The sequence below is a fragment of the Nocardioides sp. 616 genome (genome assembly GCF_002930065.1).
In the GTDB taxonomy this organism is placed as follows: domain Bacteria; phylum Actinomycetota; class Actinomycetes; order Propionibacteriales; family Nocardioidaceae; genus Nocardioides; species Nocardioides houyundeii.
On sequence record NZ_POAG01000010.1, the window covers coordinates 368,368 to 384,343 of the forward strand.

Here is a 15,976-nt window from a genome sequence, read left to right on the forward strand (position 1 = left end):
CTCAGGCCCCGTCGTCCAGGCCGCCGACGCGCCGGTAGACGTCCACGCCGTCCACGTCGGCGACGGTGACGTCGCCGCGGGCCACCAGCAGCACCAGGTGGGCCCGGGTCTCCATCGTGGCCAGGGCGGTGTTGAACACGTCCAGGCTCTCCAGCCGACGCTCGTGCCGGGTCCACCCCAGTCCGCCCGCCACCTCGTACGCCGTCCGCTCACCGGAGCCCACCAGCTCCAGGCATTGCGCGAGCCGGTGCTCGTGGTGGGCCAGCAGCTCCTCGGCCCGGGCGTGCGAGGAGGGCGCCAGGGGTCCGTGGGCCGGGAGCAGGCGCAGGTCGGGCAGAGCCCGGACCTTGGCGAGCGACGTCATGAAGTCACCCAGGGGCTGCTCGGGGGTCCCGCCCTCGAAGCCGATGGACGGGGTGATGGTGGGCAGCACGTGGTCGCCGGAGAAGAGCAGCCCGGCCGCGGTGTCGGCGAAGACGAAGTGGCCCTGGGTGTGACCGGGGGTGGAGACGGCGTCGATCCGGCGCTCGCCCACGGCCACCGTGTGGTCGCCCTCCAGCCAGGTGTCCGGGTAGCCCCAGACCGAGGGGTCGGGCTCGGCCTCGCCGGCGTGGTTGCCCCAGATCTTCGCCACGTCCGCGGCGCCGGCGCGCAGCAGCATCGCCAGATGGGGGTCCCCGGAGCTGAACCCGTCCTGGATCTCGTCGAGCGACCCCTTGTCGCCGATCCCCAGGCTGACGTGGGCGCCGTGCTCGGTGCGCAGCGCGACCGCCTGGGTGTAGTGGTCGCGGTGCGCGTGGGTGACCAGGAAGGAGCGGATGTCGGCGGGGGTGTGGCCGAGCAGCGCCAGCGACCGCTCGAGCACCGCGCGGGAGGCTTCGATGGCCCAGCCGCCGTCGATCAGGGTGAGCCCGTCGTCGGTCTCCACGGTGTAGACGTTGATGGCGCGCAGCCCGTCCAGCGGCAGTGGCAGTGGGATCCGGTGCACTCCGGGCGCCACCGGCCAGGCGCCCTCCTCGGTCCAGGCGAGGCCCGAGTCCGGCGACACCGCACCTGCGGTGGAGGTGGGCGTGGCGGCGGGGGTGGTCTCATTCATGGGACCGCCACTGTAGGCGGGGCGGGCGCCGGCCTTGCCTACCGACGCGGGGAGAGGGACCATCAAGAGGAAGGAGGGACGTCGATGGAGACCCTCGTTTCAGACCTGGACCGGACCCACCAGGCGCTCGCGCTGCGCCTGGATCGCGCGGAAGCCGCCCGCCCGCACCCCGAGTCCATGCGTCCGCGAGACCAGTACCCCGCGACCGACACCTTCCTGCTCAGTGCCAGCCGGCACCTGGGTGCGGTGAACGAGGTGCTGGTCCCCGCGGCCCGGCACCGCCTCCCCGAAGGCCGGCACCGGGCGTCGGAGTTCGTGGCCCAGTGCCGGGCGCTGGAGGTCGCCCTCAACCAGGTCAAGGCCAAGCTCTACGGCTCGGCGTACGCCGTCCGCCGACCGTGGTCCGACATCTGGGGCGAGGTGCACCGGGCGTTCGACGCCGTGTGGGAGTCCGAGCGGGAGCTGGCCGTCGACCTGGTCGCGAACCAACGCGACGGGGACCCGGACTGGTCCCAGCGGCTGCACGTCGCCGAGCTGCACGCCCCGACGCGCCCCCATCCCTACCTCCCGCACCAGGGACTGCCCGGGAAGGTCACCCACGCGGTGGCGCTGCGCGTGGACAGGTTCTGGGACACCGCCGAGGACCGGATGGTGCCGGAGCCGCTGCACCACCATGAGCGGTCCCTCGACGGCCCGCTCACCCAGTACCTGCTGGCCGACCCGCACCTGCCCGACGACGACGACTCGCCACCCGCGACCTGAGACGCCCCGGAGGCGAGTCTCAGTGCTCGAGTCTCAGTGCTCGAGTCCCTGGTGCGCGCGTGCCCGGGGTGCGGCAGGCTGTCGCGGCATGACGGTGCTCGTGACGGCGACCGGGACGCCCTCGGCCACGGGGCTCCCGGCGCACTGGCGACGCGCGCCCCTGGCGGCCGCCGCCGGCTTCGCGGCCACCGCCCTGACGGCGCTGGTCGTCGCACTCCTGGTGCGTCAGGACTCCATGTCCGCCTCCGAGGTGCTGACCACCACCACGATGCTGGTGGGGTCGGCCTTCGGCGGTGTCCTGGTCGGCGACGTCAGCGGTGACGCCTTCGTGGTCAGCGGCGAGGTGTCCGGCGTCGCGCACGCGAGTCCGGTCACGCTCTCCCTGGTCGGGCTGGCGACCCTCGCCCTGGTCTTCCAGCGGGTCACGCAGCACCACCGCCGGGGACGGGCGGTGGCGCTGGACGCCCTGGCCACCGCCCTGCTCCTGGCGCTCGCCGTGCTGGGCATGAGCGTGGCGTTCCGCTCGGGTTCCGGGCCCTTCCTGGTGGCCACCGACAACCTGGAGCCGCGCGACGTCGGCAACGTGGGCGGCGAGGTGGGCGTCGCGCCGGTGAGCGCGTTCCTCGCCACCTTCGCGCTGACGCTCGCGGTCCTGGCCCTCGCCTCAGTGCGCCCCGCGGACTGGCACGGGGCGCGGATGTCCCGGTGGGAAGAGCGCTGGCGTGCCCCGCTGCGGGGCGTGCTCACCCTGCTGCTGGCCCTGCCGGTCGCCGGCGTGCTGGGCGCGCTGATGCTCGCCGGCGGCCAGGAGACCTCGCTGCCGGCCGACCCGGACCCAGCCACCGGCGTGGGCCTCGGCCTCGCCACGGTGGCCAACTGGGGGTACGCCGTGCTGGCCCTGGGCGCCTTCGCCCGGGTGGGCTACTCGGTGGACGGGACCGCCAGCGGCGGCTTCGACGAGATCGACGACGTGTCGGCGTACGAACGCCTGGGCCACTGGACGGCCACCGAGCCCGGTCTGTGGGGGTCGGTCGCGGTGACCTGCGCGGTGCTGCTGCTGTGCGCCGCCGTGGTGGCGCGGCACTCCCGGGGACCGGCCCGCCTGGCCGGCGACCTGGGACGGTGGCTGGTCCTGCTGGCCCTCGGCCTGCCGGTCCTGGGCCTCGCCGCCCGGCTCCGCGGCACCGGCCAGGCGCAGGGGCAGGCCTGGGGCGAGCCCGGTGCCTCGGAGTTCTCCGGGACCCTCGGCGTCTCCGTGCCGGAGTCGGCGGGCCTGCTGCTGCTCGTCGCCGCGGCCGCGGCGCTGGTGGTCGCCGCCCTCGTCCGGCGTCGCGCGCGCTCGTCCGGATAGCTACCGATCAGTCAGTCTTGTCCGCCACGGATCCGCGGCGGACACTTGAACCCTCGGACGGATGAGGGCCATGGAAAGACTGCTTGCCGAACTGTCAGCATCGCGCCGGGCCCTGACACGCAGGCTCGGAGAGGCGATGGTGGCCGAGCCTGATCGGGAGACCGGGTCGCACCCGAGCATCGAGGCCTTCTTCTCCGCGATCAGCCGGCACGCCGCCGCCGTCATCGTGGTGCTCCTCCCGGCGGCACGCGTCCGCCTCCCCGATGGCCGGGCCCGGGCCCGGGCGTTCGTCCAGGAGACCCGCCGGATGGACCTGGCTCTGGGTCAGGTGCAGTCCAAGCTGGGCGGCCTGGCCCCGGCCTCGCGCCGGAGCTGGGACTCGATCTGGGCCGACGTACGCCGGGAGCTCTACACGCTGTGTCGCCTGGAGCACCGGATGGCCCGCGACATGGCCGACGTCTCCCGCGAGGACGACCCGGACTGGCGGGAGCTGATCCGGGAGGCGGAGTCCCAGGTGCCGACGAACCGCCGCCCGCGGTCGCCCCGGCAGCGCCTCGACCGCGTGCTGTGGCGGCCGAGCTAGCCGCGATCGGGCTCCATCGACCAGCTGACCTCCGAGTACGGGTCGTGGCGTTCGTTGATCTGGACCGGATCGGGCACTCCGGCGGTGATCCGGGTGCCGTCGGCACGGATCCCTCCGCTGTGCGGCTTGTCCCCGAGCAGGCCGTCGAAGCGCGGACCCTGGTCGGGCAGCGGGATCTTCAGCGTCCGGTCCGAGGTTAGCGTGTACGGCTCGCCCCGCACGGTCAGCGCGACCGGGCCGTCGCCCTTGACGAGCCGCAGCGAGAGCGCGTCCTGGGCAACCTGGACCCCTAGCCTCGACCCCTGCCAGGCGAGCGAGAAGGCGATCGAGTCCCAGGTGCTGGGCAGCCGCGGGTCGAAGGAGAGCTGGCCCCCGTGGTCCCGCATCCCGGCGAAGCCGAAGACCAGCGCCTCCCACACCCCGCCCGAGGACGCCACGTGCATCCCGTCGACGGTGTTGTGGTGCAGGTCCCCCAGGTCGGTGTACAGGGCGCGCTGGAAGTAGTCCATCGCGACGTCGTGGTAGCCGACCTCGGCTGCCATGATCGACTGCACCACTGCCGAGAGGGTCGAGTCACCCGTGGTGATCGGGTCGTAGTACTCGAAGTCGGCCTTCTTCTCCTCCGGCGTGAACCGGTTGCCGTGCAGGAACATCGCCAGCACCACGTCGGCCTGCTTGAGCACCTGGAACCGGTAGATCACCAGCGGGTGGTAGTGCAGCATCAGGGGCCGCAGGTCCGCAGGCGTGCGCGAGAGGTCCCAGACCTCACGGTCGAGGAAGAAGTCGTCCTGGGGATGGATCCCCAGGCCCTCGTCGAAGGGCACGGTCATGCCGTCGGCGCAGCGCTGCCACTCCTCGACCTCCTCCTTGCGGAGCCCGAGCCGCCCGACCAGCTTGTCGTGCGCGACCGGGTCGACCTCGAGCAGCCGGCTGGTGGTGCGGGCCGCGGCGTCCAGGTTGAACCGGGCCATCAGGTTGGTGAAGAGGTTGTTGTTGACCACCGTCGTGTACTCGTCGGGACCGGTGACCCCGTGGATGTGGAACGTCGGGGCGCCGCCGTTGGTGCGCCAGAAGCCGAGATCGCTCCACATCCGGGCGGTCTCCACCAGCAGGTCGACGCCGTCGAGGCGGAGGAAGTCGTGGTCCCCGCTCCCGGTGACGTACTGCATCAGCGCGTAGACGATGTCGCCGTTGATGTGCATCTGGGCGCTGCCGGCGGCGTAGTAGGCCGAGGCTTCCTCGCCGTTGATGGTGCGCCACGGGAAGAGAGCCCCGCTCTGGGCCATCTCCTGGGCGCGGATGCGCGCGGCCGGCAGCATCCGCCGACGGAAGTGCAGCGCGTTGCGGGCCAGCTGGGGCTGGGTGTAGGTCAGGAACGGCATCACGTAGATCTCGGTGTCCCAGAAGTAGTGACCCTCGTAGCCCGAGCCCGTCACCCCCTTGGCGGCGATGCCCAGCCCGTCCGCGCGGGCGCTGGCCTGGGCCAGGGTGAAGAGGTTGAAGCGCACCGCCTGCTGGACCTCGGTGCTGGCACCGACCTCGACGTCGGCGGCCTCCCAGAACCCGTCGTACCACTCGCGCTGCTTGTCGCGGTAGTGCTGGAGCGTGTGGCGGGCCACCCGGTCCAGGGTCCGGTCACACCGGTCCCTCAGCTCGCGCGGGCGGACCCCGCGGGAGGTGTGGTAGGTGACGACCTTCTCCAGCCGGACCGGGGTGCCCTCGGTGGCCTCCACCCGGAACACCGCCTTGGCCAGGTCGTCGCTGCTGCGCATCACCACCTCGTGCCCGTCGGTGGTCTCGAAGCGGTGCTGGACCGCGACGCCGATGGTCATCCCCGAGTGCGCGCACTGGTAGCCCAGCGCGAGCCGGTCGTCGCTCGCGTCGTGGTACCTGGGCAGCAGCACCCGACCCTCGAAGCCGGAGGCCTTGCGCGGGTCGGTCGGGCCCGAGCCACCGCCCTCCCGGCGGTAGTCGTCCTGCCCGTCCTGGCGGTTGAGCAGCTGGGAGGAGATCACCAGCGGGGCGTCCCCGGTCAGCATCGTCACCTCCAGGGTCATGCAGGCCAGGTGCCGCTCGACCATGGAGACCATCCGCGTGGACTCGACCTTGACCCGCTTGCCCGCCGGCGTGCGCCAGATGAGGCTGCGGCACAGCATCCCGGACCGGAAGTCCAGGCGTCGCTCGTAGTGCTCGAGCTCCGAGGTGCCCAGCATCAGCGGCTCGTCGTCGACGTAGATCTTGATCAGCTTGGCGTCCGGCACGTTGACGATGGTCTGTCCGGTGCGGGCGAACCCGAAGGCCGCCTCGGCGTGCTGGATCGGCCAGGTCTCGTGGAAGCCGTTGATGAAGGTGCCGTGCTCGGCGGCCTCGCGCCCCTCCTCGGGGTTGCCGCGCATGCCGAGGTAGCCGTTGCCGACGCTGAACAGCGTTTCGCAGGCGCCCAGGTCGCCGCCCGAGTACGACGTCTCCACCAGCTGCCACGGGTCCGCCGGGAACCGGCGCCGGTCCATGGGGTCGGAGAACCCCCCGGTCGGGCGGCTCACTGGTCCTGCCCTCCGTCCTCCACGAGCGCGGCCAGGTCGCTGACGACGAGGTCGGCACCGGCGTCGGTGAGCACCTGCTCGCCGGCCCCACGGTCCACGCCGATCACCAGGGCGAAGCCACCTGCGGCACCCGCACGGACCCCGGAGACGGCGTCCTCGAGCACCACGGACCGGTCCACCGCGGCGCCGACCTCGTGGGCGGCGTGCACGAAGGTGTCCGGGGCGGGCTTGCCCGGCAGACCCAGCTCCTCGGCCACCGCGCCGGAGACGACGGTCCGGAAGCGGTCCGACAGGCCGGCGGCCTCCAGCACCGAGGGGGCGTTCTGCGAGGAGGAGACCACCGCGAGCGGCAGCCCCAGGTCACGCAGGTGGTCCAGCAGCAGCACGGAGCCGGGGTAGGCCTTGACGCCGTCGCGCTCCAGCACGGCGTTGAAGGCGTCGTTCTTGCGGTTGCCCAGGCCCGTGACCGTCAGCGCTTCCGGGGCGTCGTCGGCCGAGCCCTCGGGCAGCTCGATGCCGCGGGAGGCGAGGAAGTCGCGCACCCCGTCGTAGCGCGGCTTGCCGTCGACGTGGTCGAAGTAGTCCTGATCGGTGTACGGCGACCGGTCGCCGCCGCCGGGGGCGTCGGGATCGGCGAGGAAGCCGTTGAACATCTCCGACCAGGCACGCATGTGCACCTCAGCCGTCGGGGTGACCACCCCGTCGAGGTCGAAGAGCACTGCGTCGTAGTCGGTCCAGGTCACGAGTGGCAGAGGGCTGGGCACCCAGCCAGCGTACGCGGCGCAGGCCCCGAAGTGCTCAGCTAGTGAGGAACGCCTCCAGCAGCGGTCCGGCGGTCCCCGAGCCCGACTCGCCGCGCTCCACGAACACGGCGACGGCGAGGTCGTCGCGGAAGGCGACCATCCAGGTGTGGGTGGGCAGCTCCTGGTCCGGTCCCGGCGTGCCCCACTCCGCGGTCCCGGTCTTGGCACCCACGTCCCCGGGCAGGTCGGAGAGGAACGAGCCGGACCCCTCGCTGACCACCGCGCGCATCAGGGTGCGCAGCTGCTCCACCTCGCCGCCGGCCAGCTCGCGGGCCGGGGCGCCGCCGGTGACCTGGTGCTCGGGGACCAGCACGGGAGTCACCGTGCGACCGGCCACCACCGAGGCGACCGCGGAGGCCATGCCCAGCGGGCTGACCAGCACCTTGCCCTGGCCGATCTGGGAGGCGGCCAGCTCGGTCTCGCCCTCGGGCGCCGGCACCTGTCCGAAGTACGCCGGGTAGCCGACGTCGCGGTCGAAGCCCAGGCCCAGCGACCCGGCGGCCTCGGCGAGCGCCCCTTCGTCCAGGCGCGTCCCGGAGTCGATGAACGCGGTGTTGCAGCTCTGGGCGAATGCGGTCCGCAGGCTCACCGGACCGAGCTGGGACGCCGGGTAGTCGTCGTAGTTCTTGAAGATGCGCCCGTCGACCACGGTGGTGGCCGGGCACGGCACCACGTCGGTGAGCCGGGTGCCGGAGCGGATCAGCGCCAGCGCGGTCGCGAGCTTGAACGTGGAGCCGGGCGCGTACTGCCCGGCGGTGGCCACGTTGAGGCCATCGGTCCCGGGACCGGTGGCCGCGGCCAGCACGTGGCCGTCGGAGGGCCGCACCGCCACCAGGGCGGAGGCGGCGCCGGAGACCGACGCCAGGACCTCCTCGGCGCGCGTCTGCTGGGCCGGGTCGAGGGTCAGCGCCAGGTCGCGCCCGGGGGTGCCGCCGACGGTGACCAGGCTGCGGGACTCCCCCTCCTGGCCGGTCGCCGTCACGGTGGTGCTCCGGGCTCCGGCCAGCTGGTCGTCGTAGCGCGCCTGGAGGCCGGAGAGCCCGGTGGTGTCACCTTCGGCCAGCCGCCCCTGCGACTCCTCGATCAGCTCCGCCGTCGCGGGACCGACCCGGCCCAGCAGCTCCAGCGCGAAGTCGCGGGTGGGCGCCAGCGGCAGCTCGCCGTCGATCGCCACGGCGCCAGGTACGTCGGCGAACGCCGGGGGCACGTCGGCGGCCTCCTCGGCCCGCAGCACCACCGCCTCCACGAACGCCTTCGGCCCGTAGGCCTTCACCCGGTCGACGAACGGCTTGCGGTCCACGCCGAGGATCGTCGCCACCTGGCGGGCGCTGGCCACCGCCTGACGGGGGTCGAGCTGCGCCTTGTCGATGCCGTAGCGCACCACGGGCCGGTCGGCGACGATGGGCTCACCGCCCGCACCCAGGATCCGCCCCCGGGCACCGCGGCCGTTGCTCAGCGACACCGTGTCACCCGGAACCAGGTCCGGGTGGAGCACGGCCGGCTCCCAGGACAGCGCCCACTCGTCGTCCTGGTGGACCAGCGTGGCCGAGGAGGAGTACTCCCAGGTGCCGCCGGGCAGCTCCCAGGACCAGTCCAGCAGGGCACTGGCCCGGTCCTCACCGGCCGCCTCGCCCTCGCCCTCGGGCATCTCGGTCACCTGCGCCAGGGACACCGCCACCGGGGCGTCGGCGAAGGGTTCGAGGAGCGCGGCGAGCTCGTCGGCCACCTCGGGGCCCGACCCGGGCACCAGTGGCACGTCGTCGAGGGTCTTCTCCGAGAGGCTGGCGGCCACCTCGGCGGCCAGCGTGTCCGGACCTGACTCGTCCCCCTGCCCGCTGCAGCCGGTGAGGGCGAGCAGCGCACCGCTGAACGCGGCGAGCAGGGGGCGCAGTCGTTGCCGGGGGCGTCGCATGCAGGTGATCCTGCCTTGTCGTCCCCGGCGCTCGACTCAGACCTCGGTCGCGTGGACCACGTCGCGCTCCTCGGCGAAGTGGCAGGCGCTGGGGTGGGGGTGCCCCGGACGCGGGATCAGCAGCGGCACCTCTTCGGCGCAGATGTCCTGTGCCTTCCAGCACCGGGTGCGGAACCGGCAGCCCGACGGCGGGTCGGCCGGCGAGGGCACGTCCCCCTCCAGCACGATCTCGTCGCGCATCCCGCGCAACGTCGGGTCGGGCACGGGCACGGCCGAGAGCAGCGCCTGGGTGTAGGGGTGGGTGGGGTGCTCGTAGATCTCGGAGTCGGTGCCGACCTCCATCACCTTGCCCAGGTACATCACGCCCACCCGGTCGGCGATGTGGCGCACCACCGAGAGGTCGTGGGCGATGAAGATGTAGGACAGGTCGAACTCGCCCTGGAGCCGCTCCAGCAGGTTCATCACCTGCGCCTGCACCGAGACGTCGAGCGCGCTGACGGGTTCGTCGCAGACGATGATGGCCGGCCGCAGCGCCAGCGCCCGGGCGATGCCGATGCGCTGCCGCTGACCCCCGGAGAACTGGTGGGGGTAGCGGTTGATGTGGTCGGGGTTGAGGCCCACCAGGTCGACGAGCTCGCGGACCTTCGCGCGCCGATCCCCCTTGGGCGCGACGTCGGTGTGGATCTCGAAGGGCTCGCCGATGATGTCGCCGACGGTCATCCGGGGGTTCAGGGACGTGTACGGGTCCTGCATCACCATCTGGATGTCGCGACGCGCCTTGCGCACCTGCTCCTGGGAGAGGGTCGACAGGTCCGTGCCGTTGACCACGATGGAGCCCGAGGTGGGCGTCTCCAGGCCGGTGAGCAGCTTGGCCAGGGTCGACTTGCCGCAGCCGGACTCGCCGACGATGCCGAGGGTCTCCCCCCGGCGGAGCTCGATGTTGACGCCGTCGACGGCCTGCACGGCCCCTACTTGACGCTTGAACAGGATCCCCTGGGTCAACGGGAAGTGCTTGACCAGGTCGTGGGTCTCGAGGACGATTTCACTCACCTTCGCGGACCTCCTTCCAGAAGTGGCAGGCACTCGTGTGCTGCACTGCGACGGCGTACTCCGGCGGCGGCGGGTCCTGACGGCAGACGTCGCGGGCATAGGCGCAGCGGGGGTTGAACGGGCACCCCGGCGGGATGTTGGTCAACGCCGGGGGCAGGCCCCCGATGACCGCCAGGTCCTGGCCCTTGCGGTCCAGGCGCGGGATCGACTCGAGCAGGGCCTTGGTGTACGGGTGGGACGGACGCGCGTAGATGTCGAAGACCGGGGCGTGCTCGACGACTCGTCCGGCGTACATCACCGAGATCTTGTCGGCCACGTCCGCCACCACACCCATGTCGTGGGTGATGAGCACCAGCGACATCTTGCGCTCGTCGCGGAGCTCGGCGAGCAGCTTCATGATCTGGGCCTGCACGGTGACGTCCAGGGCCGTGGTCGGCTCGTCGGCGATCAGCACGTCGGGGTCGAGCGCCAGCGCCATCGCGATCATCACGCGCTGGCGCATGCCGCCGGAGAACTGGTGCGGGAAGTCCGAGACCCGCTGCTTGGCCGCAGGGATCTTGACCAGGTCCAGCATCTCGATGGCGCGGGCCTTGGCGTCCTTGCGCGACAGACCCCGGTGGACCCGGAAGAGCTCGCCGAGCTGGTAGCCCACGGTGAAGACCGGGTTCAGCGCGGAGAGCGCGTCCTGGAAGATCATCGCGATGTTGTTGGCCCGGTGGTGGCGGCGCTCGTCCGCGGGCAGGGTCAGCAGGTCAGTGCCGCGGTAGAGGATCTGGCCTCCGGTGATGGCCGCCGGGGGCGACTCCAAGATCCCCATCACGGCCTGGGCGGTCACGCTCTTGCCACAGCCCGACTCCCCGAGGATCGCCAGGGTCTCACCCTGGTCGACCCGGAAGCTCACGCCGTTGACAGCGTTCGCGACGCCGGCCCGGGTCCGGAACTCCACGTGCAGGTCCTTGACCTCCAGTGGAGCCGCCTCCTGCAGCATCTGCCCACCTTGGGAAACCGAGCCGTCCTGGCTCAGCACCTCTTTGTTGTGATCAGTCATCGGTCCCTCACTGGAGCTTCGGGTCGAGGGCGTCGCGAAGTGCGTCGCCCGCGAGGATGAACGACAGGACCGTCCCCACCAGCAGGCCGACCGGGAACAGCAGCAGCCAGGGGTCGGTGTCGAAGTACTGCTGGTGCATGTTGATCATCACGCCCCACGATGCCGAGGGCGGCTGGAGCCCGACCCCGAGGAACGTCAGCGTCGCCTCGGCGCTCACGAAGCTGCCGAGCATGATCGTCGCGTAGACGACCACGGGGGCGAGCGTGTTGGGCAAGATGTGCTTGAACATGATCCTGCTGTTGGTTGCACCCAGCGCTCTGGCCGCCTGCACGTAGTCGAGGTTGCGCGCCTCGATGACGCTACCTCTCAGGATCCGCGCGATCACGGTCCAACCCAGCACGGTCAGCACCATGGCCACCGTCCAGATGTTGCGCGAGCTCACCATCGCCAGCACCACCAGGGCGCCGAGGAGGAACGGCAGCGCCAGGAAGATGTCGGTGACGCGGGACAGGATCGCGTCCAGCCAGCCACCGAAGAAGCCCGACAGCAGGCCGATGGCGCCACCGATCAGGATCACGGCGCCGGTGGCGACGACCGCGATCGAGAGCGACGGGCGCGCCCCGTAGATCGCGTGCGCGTAGTAGTCGCAGCCCAGCAGGTTGAAGCCGAACGGGTGACCATCGGTGGGTGGCTGTCGCGACTGGCTGATCGAGCAGTTGAACGGGTCCTGACTGGTCCACAGCTTGGGGAAGACGGCCATGGAGGTCACCACGAGCAGGTAGAGCAGCGACAGCATGAAGACGGGGCTGCGCACCAGCTGACGTCGAGCGTCTCCCCAGAGGCTGCTGGGCTTGCCCTCCTGCGACGCGCGCGTCACCTCTTCCGGACCCGTGCCCAACGTGGGCGACTCCAGCGCGGGCGACATGGTCGGAGGGGTCAGGGACGGGTCAGTCATAGCGGATCCTCGGATCGAGAACGGCGTACAGGATGTCGACCAGGAGGTTCACCACCAGGAAGACCAGGACCAGCACCGTGACGATGCCGAGAACGACCGACGGCTGGTGCTGGGTGACGGCACGGAAGATCTCTCGACCGATCCCCGGCACACCGAAGATCCCTTCCGTAATGATGGCACCACCCATCAAGGTGCCGAAGTCGACACCGACGTAGGTGACGACCGGGATCAGCGAGTTGCGCAGCGTGTGCACGCCGATGACTCGCTTCTCCGGCAGGCCCTTGGCCCGAGCGGTCCGGACGTAGTCGGCCCGGATGTTCTCCAGGATGCTCGTCCGGGTCAGGCGGGCGGTGGCGGCCAGCGAGACCGCCCCCAGCACGATGCCGGGGATGATGAGACTGGCCCAGGGGTAGTCAGGTTTGTAGACGGGGCTCAGCACTCCGAAGGCGAACCAGTCTGGCCAGTCCCCGCTGTCGCGGAACCAGTTGCCCACCTTGACCAGGAACAGGTCACGGACCACGAAGCCCAGGACGAAGACGGGCACCGAGATCACGAGCACGGTGCTGATCTTGACCAGGTAGTCGAAGAAGCTGCCAGAGCGGAGGCCGGCGAGGACGCCGGCTGCGACGCCGACGATGACCTCGAACACGATCGCGATGACCACGACCTTCACGGTGTAGCTGAGGCCGTCGGAGATGATGTCGGTCACCGGGCGCCTGGTGAAGTTCGTGCCCAGGTCGAAGTGCAGGAAGATGTTGTTGAGGCGCTCGAAGTAGAGGCCGATGCACGGGTCGCCGACCCGCGTCAGGCACTCGTCCCCGAGGCCGAGCGAGTCGGCCATGGCGCTCATCTGCGCCTCACTGGGGCGTCGGTCGCCGAAGAGGGCCCGAACCGGGTTGCCGGTGAGCTGGATGCTCAACGATGTCAGGTAGTGCAGCAGAAAGATGGCGCCCAGGACAGTCGGGATGAACTGGAGCAGGCGCCGAATGACGTAACGTCCCACGCGGGGATCCTCCTCGAGAGCGGCTCGTGGTGGCGACGGCCCCCGCGAGGGGAGCCGCCGCCACCACTAGGCCAGCCGGATGGTGCGAACTATCGTCAGCTGCTCATCGAGAGCTGGCCGTAGTCCACGTCCGTGATCGGGTTGTGCACCATCTCGGTCACGTTGTCGCTCCACACCACGGTGGTCAGACCCCACCACATGGGGATGACCGGCATGTCCTCGGCGAGAAGGTCCTCCGCCTGCTGGTAGAACGGGATCGCGTCCTCGAGGGTGTCGGCGCCGTCGCCCTGCTTGATCAGGTCGTCGAACGTCGCGTTGGCGTAGCCGGAGTTGTTGCTGCTCGCGCCGGTCGTGTACAGCGGCGCCAGGTAGGTCTCCATCACCGGGTAGTCCGGGCCCCAGCCGAGGCGGTACGGACCGGTGAACTTCTTGTCGTCGGCGATCTTGAGGTACGCACCGAAGTCGTTCACGTCGACCTTCAGCTTGTAGTCGATGCCGAGCGTGCTCTTCCAGCCGTCACCGATGGCCTGCAGCCACTCCTCGTGACCGGCACCACCGTTGGCCCACAGCTCCACGGGACCCGTGATGCCCTCGGACTCGTCGTACAGAGCCTTGGCGGCGTCGGGGTCGTACTCACAGAACTCGCAGATGCCCTCGCGAGCACCGTCGAAGTTCGGCGCGACGAAGCCGGTGGCGGCCGCGAGGGAGCCGTCGAAGATGGCGTTGATGATCGACTCGCGGTCGATCGCCATGGAGAGCGCCTGACGGAGCTTCTTGTCCTGGAAGCGCTTGTCGTAGGTCGGCAGACCCAGGTAGGTGAAGCTGGAGCTCGGCTCCTTGAGCAGGGTGTCGCCGTAGTTCTGCTCGACCTCGGAGATCTTGTTCGGCGGGACGGTGTACATCACGTCGAGCTCGCCGCCCTCGAACGCCGCGTACGCGGTGTCGACGTCGTCGAAGATGCGGTAGATGAGGTTGTCAGGCTTGCCCTTGTCCTCGCCCGCGTAGTCCTCGTTGCGGGTGAGCTTGATCTGGACGTTGTTCTCCCACTCGCCGTCGATCTTGTAGGGACCGTTGCTGATGGGGGCCGAGTTGCAGGCGTCGAAGTCGTCGAGGCACTCCTGGGCGACCGGGAAGAACCCGGAGTAGCCCAGCACCGAGACGAAGCCCGAGAACGGGCTGGACAGCTCGATGGTGAAGGAGGAGTCGTCGACCTTCTTCAGACCGGAGAAGGTGGCGTCCTTCTTGACGCCCTCCTTCTGCATCTCGTCGAAACCGGCGATGCGGTTCATGAAGTAGGAGTTGTTCTGCGCGTTGTTCACGTTGCCGGCGTAGTTCCAGGCGCGCAGGAAGGAGTCAGCGTCGACGGGCTCGCCGTTGGTGAAGGTGTAGCCATCCTTCAGCGTGACGGTCCAGGTCTTGTTGTCATCGGACTCGATCGACTCGGCGATGTCCATCTCGGGCTCGCCGTCCTGGTTGTACTTCACCAGGCCGCGGTACATCTGGCGGACCACGAAGATCGACGGCTCGTCGTCTGCCGCGGTGGGAACCAGGAAGGCCGGCTCCGAGCTGTAGATGCGCAGATCGCCGCCGGTCGCCGCGGCGGAGTCGCCGTTGTCGTCGTCCGAGTCCGATCCCCCACAGGCCGCAGTGAGCATTCCGAGTGCCGCGACTGCTGCCGCGAGCCTCACGCTTGCTGTCCTTCGCATATTGCCTCCATCTGGAACGCCGTTCCCGGCGCACGGTCAGGACGTGTTCGTCCCGGTGGTCACCATGTCACCGAAACGCAAAAAGAACGAGAGGGTGTTATCGACTTGTAACTGCACCGATGCCGGAGCGACGCGCCAGGCCCTCCCGGGTTCGCGTAGCGGCTAGTGGGTCAGCCGGGAGCCAGGTGGTGGTTGATCAGGTGCAGCTCGGCGCCGGTGGCGTCGCGGTAGCGCTGGCCCTGGCGGTCGGTGAGGGGTCGGGTGCCGTGGGGCCCGACGAGGTAGTGGTGGCCGTGGGGAGTGGTCCAGGCGTAGGTCGCCGGGGCGACCTGACGGGAGCGGAACCCGGCGTGGGTCTTCCACCGGTGGTGGCGTCGGGACAGTGGTGCGCAGTTGTGGGTGCCGGTCTGGGGTGGCTGATCCGGTGGCTGGCCGGGTGGTGTGCTGTGGCGGTAGGGGGTGGGGTGGTCGTGGTCGAGGCCTCTGCTGCCTCCGGTGGCCCAGGGGAAGGTGTCGCGGGCGCCGACCAGGAGCCGGATGCGTTCCTTGAGGCCTGGGGAGTGTTCGTAGGCGGTGCTGGTGATGGTCTCGGCGAGGTCGATGTCGGGTTTGACGGTGAGGTGGGTGTGGGTCAGCCAGGTGGCCACCTGGGTGGCCAGGGCCGGGCCGTGGTCCTCGATGCGGGCCACCCCGGTCTCGGGGTGGGCCAGGGTGTGGTCGGTGAGGTGGAGGTAGAGCACCGCGGCGGGGCGCAGCCGGGTGGGGTCGATGCTGCGCAGCGCGGTGAGCAGGTCCGCGGGGAACGCCAACGCCCGGCTCAGGCCGGGGCCGTCCTGGGGGTCCTGGGGGTCCTGGGGGTCGGTGGGGTCGGTGGGCTCGGGCTGGCCGGGCTGGTCGGGTTGGTCGGGGGTGGTGTGTTCGAGGAGGAGCTGGAGCAGCTCCGCGGGACGGGCCAGCCATCCCAGGGCCTCGGCCCGGAGCTCGTCACGGCTGGGCCGTGACGCAGCCCCGGCTGTCCCAGCCTGGGTGGCTGCCTGGTCGGTTGTCTGGGTGGCTGTCTGGGCGTGCTGGGTGGCGAGGATCTCTGCGACCCGGGCCACCATCGCCTCCACATAGACCGCGTCCCCGGCCTCGACCCGGGCCACCAGGTGCCGCAGCCCGTGC

12 protein-coding genes and 1 pseudogene are annotated in these 15,976 nt (G+C 70.7%); 3 read left to right on the forward strand and 10 right to left on the reverse strand.

All coding sequences use genetic code 11. From position 1 onward, the window contains the following. Position 1: 1 nt before the first annotated feature. A complete protein-coding gene (locus tag C5H89_RS03775) occupies positions 2 to 1,096 on the reverse strand; it encodes an MBL fold metallo-hydrolase (RefSeq protein ID WP_104105775.1) in 1,095 nt (364 codons plus the stop codon). An 84-nt stretch (positions 1,097 to 1,180) separates the two neighbouring features. On the opposite strand from C5H89_RS03775, the gene C5H89_RS03780 reads away from it, so the two are divergent. From C5H89_RS03780 to C5H89_RS03790, 3 genes are all read left to right on the forward strand, one after another. Further along, positions 1,181 to 1,858 (forward strand): hypothetical protein, encoded by a 678-nt coding sequence (locus C5H89_RS03780; RefSeq protein ID WP_104105708.1) that lies wholly within the window; start codon positions 1,181 to 1,183, stop codon positions 1,856 to 1,858. Positions 1,859 to 1,946: 88 nt separating this feature from the next. Continuing rightward, positions 1,947 to 3,209, forward strand: a complete 1,263-nt coding sequence (locus C5H89_RS03785) for a hypothetical protein (protein WP_104105709.1) — start codon at positions 1,947 to 1,949, stop codon at positions 3,207 to 3,209. A 139-nt stretch (positions 3,210 to 3,348) separates the two neighbouring features. Then, positions 3,349 to 3,792 carry a hypothetical protein gene (locus C5H89_RS03790; protein WP_162799189.1) on the forward strand — a complete coding sequence of 148 codons (444 nt, stop codon included), beginning with the start codon at positions 3,349 to 3,351 and terminating at the stop codon, positions 3,790 to 3,792. Here C5H89_RS03790 and C5H89_RS03795 read toward each other — a convergent pair. The 9 genes and pseudogenes from C5H89_RS03795 to C5H89_RS18805 all read right to left on the reverse strand — a co-directional run. After that, positions 3,789 to 6,302, reverse strand: a complete 2,514-nt coding sequence (locus C5H89_RS03795; RefSeq protein ID WP_104105776.1) for a glycosyl hydrolase family 65 protein — start codon at positions 6,300 to 6,302, stop codon at positions 3,789 to 3,791. The two genes, C5H89_RS03790 and C5H89_RS03795, sit on opposite strands and share 4 nt — an antisense overlap. 29 nt (positions 6,303 to 6,331) lie before the next feature. Further along, positions 6,332 to 7,099, reverse strand: coding sequence for a beta-phosphoglucomutase family hydrolase (locus C5H89_RS03800; RefSeq protein ID WP_240181681.1), 768 nt, complete (start codon positions 7,097 to 7,099; stop codon positions 6,332 to 6,334). A gap of 34 nt (positions 7,100 to 7,133) precedes the next feature. Next, positions 7,134 to 9,050 (reverse strand): penicillin-binding transpeptidase domain-containing protein, encoded by a 1,917-nt coding sequence (locus C5H89_RS03805; protein ID WP_104105712.1) that lies wholly within the window; start codon positions 9,048 to 9,050, stop codon positions 7,134 to 7,136. A gap of 36 nt (positions 9,051 to 9,086) precedes the next feature. After that, complete coding sequence (locus tag C5H89_RS03810) at positions 9,087 to 10,133, reverse strand: dipeptide ABC transporter ATP-binding protein (RefSeq protein WP_275887098.1); 1,047 nt, start codon at positions 10,131 to 10,133, stop codon at positions 9,087 to 9,089. Beyond that, the gene (locus C5H89_RS03815) at positions 10,093 to 11,088 is read right to left on the reverse strand and encodes an ABC transporter ATP-binding protein (RefSeq protein ID WP_104105714.1); all 996 of its coding nucleotides are present in this window, start codon (positions 11,086 to 11,088) and stop codon (positions 10,093 to 10,095) included. The genes C5H89_RS03810 and C5H89_RS03815 overlap by 41 nt, the downstream gene beginning before the upstream one ends. A 67-nt stretch (positions 11,089 to 11,155) precedes the next feature. Then, positions 11,156 to 12,103, reverse strand: coding sequence for an ABC transporter permease (locus tag C5H89_RS03820; RefSeq protein ID WP_205304838.1), 948 nt, complete (start codon positions 12,101 to 12,103; stop codon positions 11,156 to 11,158). Beyond that, positions 12,096 to 13,106 carry an ABC transporter permease gene (locus tag C5H89_RS03825; RefSeq protein ID WP_104105716.1) on the reverse strand — a complete coding sequence of 337 codons (1,011 nt, stop codon included), beginning with the start codon at positions 13,104 to 13,106 and terminating at the stop codon, positions 12,096 to 12,098. Before C5H89_RS03825 ends, C5H89_RS03820 begins: the two co-directional genes overlap by 8 nt. A gap of 95 nt (positions 13,107 to 13,201) precedes the next feature. Further along, complete coding sequence (locus tag C5H89_RS03830; protein WP_205304839.1) at positions 13,202 to 14,794, reverse strand: ABC transporter substrate-binding protein; 1,593 nt, start codon at positions 14,792 to 14,794, stop codon at positions 13,202 to 13,204. 188 nt (positions 14,795 to 14,982) lie between these two features. Next, a pseudogene (locus tag C5H89_RS18805) lies at positions 14,983 to 15,976 on the reverse strand (hypothetical protein); the annotation flags it as partial.